This window comes from Sphaerospermopsis aphanizomenoides BCCUSP55, assembly GCF_001586785.1.
Classification (GTDB): Bacteria; Cyanobacteriota; Cyanobacteriia; order Cyanobacteriales; family Nostocaceae; genus Sphaerospermopsis_A; species Sphaerospermopsis_A aphanizomenoides_A.
Genome location: NZ_LUFH02000191.1, coordinates 1 through 3702, shown reverse-complemented (window position 1 = coordinate 3702; position 3702 = coordinate 1). Strand labels below are relative to the sequence as shown.

Sequence of the window (3702 nt, the reverse complement as noted above, 5' to 3'; positions counted from 1 at the left end):
ATGGACATCTGCTTTGTGAAGCATAACGTGAGCTAAAAGCCCATTTTTTCGTTCAAGTCACACTAATGTCGGAAATAATTGACTAAAAATGGATCAGCCTATCGGTCAAAAATTGTTCGCCTCTTAGCCAAAATTTATCTATAGAGGTATAAAAATCAAATAGTTTTCTCAAAAAATCTATCTATAGAGATATGAAAATCATAAGTATTCATCCTTCAGCTATCAGCTATCCGCTTTATATGCTCAAATATAAACAATAAGAATAAATGTATAAATTTTAAATTTATCTAACTAGGTTTTGCTGTTTTGTTGTGTGTGTAGCGTGCCGTCAGACATAAAAGTTTTGTCGTGGAGGCAAGGAAAAACTTTGTAACTTACGCTTCTTGGGAACAGCAAGTCAAAAGTATACAAGGTTTCAGGCAACTTTTTTGAATACTATTTGAATATTAGAATATACAATCTAGCAGCACAACAGCTTATAAATTGATTATTGATTATTAATAGCTAAATGCTTACTAAAAAACAAATAACCGTTTCAAAAATCTATCTATAGAGGTATGCCAAATTTAAAGTTTTGGTAAAATACTTGATTTAAGTATTAAGATATGTTAAAGCCAAAGACATAGCAAACCAAATTTAGATAAATCTACTGATACCTGTATGACATCTTTATTTTGGAATCCAAGCTCAACAGAAAGTATCCTTTGGATAGATGACTCAGCCAAAAATGTTTGCTTGCTCAAATCTATACTCAAGCAACAAGGATACAGGCTAACACTAGCAAACAGTGATACAGAAGCCTTGACCAAGATGGCAGAATCTACACCTGATTTGGTAATTTTAAATACCTCTATTTCTAATATTAATGGCGGTAAAATCACTCAACAAATTAAGCAGAATTGTGATTTACCTTTCATACCTGTGTTGCTGATTGCAAATTGTGATCAGCCTAGTTTGATTTGCGGTTTACAAGCTAGTGCTGATGAATTTTTGATGAAACCTGTAGAACAAAAAGAATTGTTAGCAAGAGTCCGTTCGCTTCTGCGACTCAAACATAGTATCAATCAAAGATACCAACTTGCTCGGCAGCGATGTGAAGATTTTATGATCAAGTTGACTCACGATTTACGCACTCCTTTGACCTCAACAATTCAACTTTTGCAAATGATTCAAAAAGGAAATTTTGGTCATAATTTCTCAGAGATAAGGAAACATCTGCAATTACTAACTGAAAGTAATCAAACCCTACTGTCAATGGTGGAAAATGTGCTGGAGGTTTATCAGTATGAAGCTGGATGTAAGGACTTGGAATTTTTTCCCGTTGACTTATGGGAATTAGCTCAAAAAGTAGTTCAGGAACTCAAACCTTTAGCTGTTGTCAAAAACGTAGTTCTGAATGTCAAATTAAACAACACACAACCATCTGCGGTGAAAGTACGGGGTGATAGAATAGAACTTTACCGACTGCTAACTAACTTAGTGGGTAATGCTATTCGTTTTACAGATAAGGGTTCAGTAGAAATACGACTTAGTTCCCACGAAAAACGGGTAATAATTGCTGTTGAAGATACTGGAATTGGTATTAGTAAATCAGAGCAAGTACACTTATTTGAACGTTTTCGACAGGGTAAACATCAACGTCCAGGTAATGGTCTAGGATTATGTTTGTGCCGTCAGATTGTAGAAGCCCATCAAGGAAATATCTATGTTTCATCAACTTTAGGTAAAGGTAGCGTTTTCACTGTTTCTTTACCTGCGTCATAGCAGATGGCAAGAGGCGCTCTTGCATTGACACTCTCCCGCTAACCTTACGGTGTAACAGGAGTCCTCTGGTGACATTTAAGATAGACAAGAGTAAAACCCTTGTTATTCTTAGATTTTAAGGACTAATCATGTCCTAATCTGAATACCTACCATAACATCTGTAAGTCAGTGTAAATTTTTGTTCAAGTTTTAGGTTTTTGCTAGGTTAGCGCCAGTCCATACTCTTGTTCGACAATATTTAACAATTTTGACTGCAAAGGTGAAAGATACGGTTTTGGTTGTTTCCCTAATCCTGAACAAAGCCAATCAACGGCACTATCTCGGTTTTCAATTTGATGCAGTCGTCGCAGTTTCGAGCATAGCTGTTGCATGAACTGGCATTCTTCATCCAATAGTTCTAAGGATTTGAGATGTTCTATTTTCACTGTGTACTCAGTATCCCCAGTCTCAATAGTGCAACTATAGTCTCCAACATGGGTAATGACACCCCAACAACCACTTTTGCCTTTTAGTTCTGGGTTATCTTTGGGTAGTAGAATACATACCTCCCCAACATGGTAGGGATTTGGTACTTTGGTTCTTTCTCGGATTTTGTCCACAATATCTTGAACTTGACGACCAGAAGGAATTTTACCACCCGCTTGCTCTACTGCCTGTTGCCAAGCTAAACATTGTTGTTCTGGTTCTAAGGAAACCAAAGGTCTAACCTGGCGTTCGCTGGTTGGTAAGATTTGGGAACCATTGGTTCCCGTTTGGTCTTGGGTTTTAACTTGGGAATTATTAGTTCCCATTAAATTTTCAACTACCAATGAACCGGCTATCAAGTAGTTCACATGACGATTAGTAAAGCCAAATCGGGAACGACAGTAATTTTCAAAAGTTGAGTGAGTGGAACGGTACAAACGTCTGTCTCGTATTTCTTTCAATGCTTTAGCAGCTGCGTAAAAAGCTTTTTCAACTTGTCTCTCTAAAAATATGCGATCGCGCCACTCGTCTGTACTGAGTTCAGTTAGTTCGGAGCTAACAGCTGTTTCTGCATGGTTGGTTGCAGAATCGTTCTGGCTGGGTAGCAATTTTTCATCAGTAGAGATGTTTGATATCTCACTCATAATTTCTACCTCCTAGCTCCCAAAAAAATTTGCTATTAATTGATACACCATCAACTGTAAATTTATGATTTATATTCAATGATAAACTGATAGTTTATATTTGAGGGTAGTGGAATGGCTAAAAAATGGATGAAAGTTAGAAGAACGATAGATATAGAAATACCCGGTTTGGGCAAGAGAATTAGACAAGCCAGAGAAGCGGATAGACGCTCTTTAGCTGAAATATGTCGTCAAATTCCCTTGACAACGATGAATTGGTACAAAATAGAATCCGAAGAAACCAAAGCTTTGCCAATTGAAACTTTACAGCGCATTGAAGAGGTGCTGAATGTTAATTTTGGTATTAAATTTTATGAATAAAGCAGAATAAATGCTTATGCTTGACAATTAACAAATTTTTCAAAATTAATATTTCTACGATTAAATTTAAAATTTAAGCTTGATTTTTAACTGATCAGAGTATATGTTACGGCACTTTTCATGTATTTAAGCTACATCCCAAATAAATCGGGAGCATCCCAAATGTGAAAGTTTATTTTTTGTTGGAGTTCAAGACGTGAAATGAACGAACCACGTTCACCGAAGGTGTTCCCGTTCGCGTAGCGTGCCGAAGGCATAGGGTAGGAACGAAGGACACGTTCGCGTAGCGTGCCGATAGCTTGCGTGGCGACGCAGGAGCCATAGGCATAAGTAAGAAGGAAGAAGAGATTTTTTGGTGTTGCTGCGGTTATTTTTGCAAAATTGGGATGCTCCCAATAAATCTTGTTGGTTGAGTCGATGGGAGGTATTATCCTCCGCACCTCTCAGTTAAATCTGGGCGTGCGACTTT

3 protein-coding genes are annotated in these 3702 nt (G+C 37.3%); 2 read left to right on the top strand and 1 reads right to left on the bottom strand.

The window, feature by feature from the left end; translation table 11 throughout:
* Positions 1–660 precede the first annotated feature (660 nt).
* Positions 661–1764, top strand: a complete 1104-nt coding sequence (locus A0J48_RS25975) for a hybrid sensor histidine kinase/response regulator (protein WP_200327459.1) — start codon at positions 661–663, stop codon at positions 1762–1764.
* A gap of 200 nt (positions 1765–1964) precedes the next feature.
* Here A0J48_RS25975 and A0J48_RS25970 read toward each other — a convergent pair whose 3' ends face one another.
* Positions 1965–2873, bottom strand: a complete 909-nt coding sequence (locus tag A0J48_RS25970) for a hypothetical protein (RefSeq protein WP_234301174.1) — start codon at positions 2871–2873, stop codon at positions 1965–1967.
* 114 nt (positions 2874–2987) lie between these two features.
* Here A0J48_RS25970 and A0J48_RS25965 point away from each other — a divergent pair, with 114 nt between their 5' ends.
* Positions 2988–3233 (top strand): helix-turn-helix domain-containing protein, encoded by a 246-nt coding sequence (locus A0J48_RS25965; protein ID WP_325079212.1) that lies wholly within the window; start codon positions 2988–2990, stop codon positions 3231–3233.
* The last annotated feature ends 469 nt before the right edge of the window (positions 3234–3702 follow it).

Excerpts from the sequence above, each read along its gene's own strand:
- A0J48_RS25975 (WP_200327459.1), top strand. The coding sequence starts at position 661 with ATGACATCTTTATTTTGGAATCCAAGCTCAACAGAAAGTATCCTTTGG.
- A0J48_RS25970 (WP_234301174.1), bottom strand. The coding sequence starts at position 2,873 with ATGAGTGAGATATCAAACATCTCTACTGATGAAAAATTGCTACCCAGC.
- A0J48_RS25965 (WP_325079212.1), top strand. The coding sequence starts at position 2,988 with ATGGCTAAAAAATGGATGAAAGTTAGAAGAACGATAGATATAGAAATA.